The sequence below is a fragment of the Bacillus cereus group sp. BfR-BA-01441 genome (assembly GCF_022663075.1).
In the GTDB taxonomy this organism is placed as follows: Bacteria; Bacillota; Bacilli; order Bacillales; family Bacillaceae_G; genus Bacillus_A; species Bacillus_A cereus.
The window spans coordinates 1-216 of sequence record NZ_JAKUEU010000448.1 but is presented as its reverse complement, the minus strand read 5'-3'; the positions used below and the strand labels follow the sequence as shown (position 1 = coordinate 216).

The following is a 216-nucleotide window of genomic DNA, read 5'->3' as shown; positions in this document are numbered from 1 at the left end:
GATGGCGTGCCTTTTGTAGAATGAACCGGCGAGTTACGATCCCGTGCGAGGTTAAGCTGAAGAGGCGGAGCCGCAGCGAAAGCGAGTCTGAATAGGGCGTTTAGTACGTGGGCGTAGACCCGAAACCAGGTGATCTACCCATGTCCAGGGTGAAGTTCAGGTAACACTGAATGGAGGCCCGAACCCACGCACGTTGAAAAGTGCGGGGATGAGGTG

1 rRNA gene is annotated in these 216 nt (G+C 56.0%); it reads left to right on the top strand.

The window, feature by feature from the left end:
* Nucleotides 1–216: ribosomal RNA gene (locus tag MR107_RS31150) — 23S ribosomal RNA — on the top strand; the annotation flags it as partial.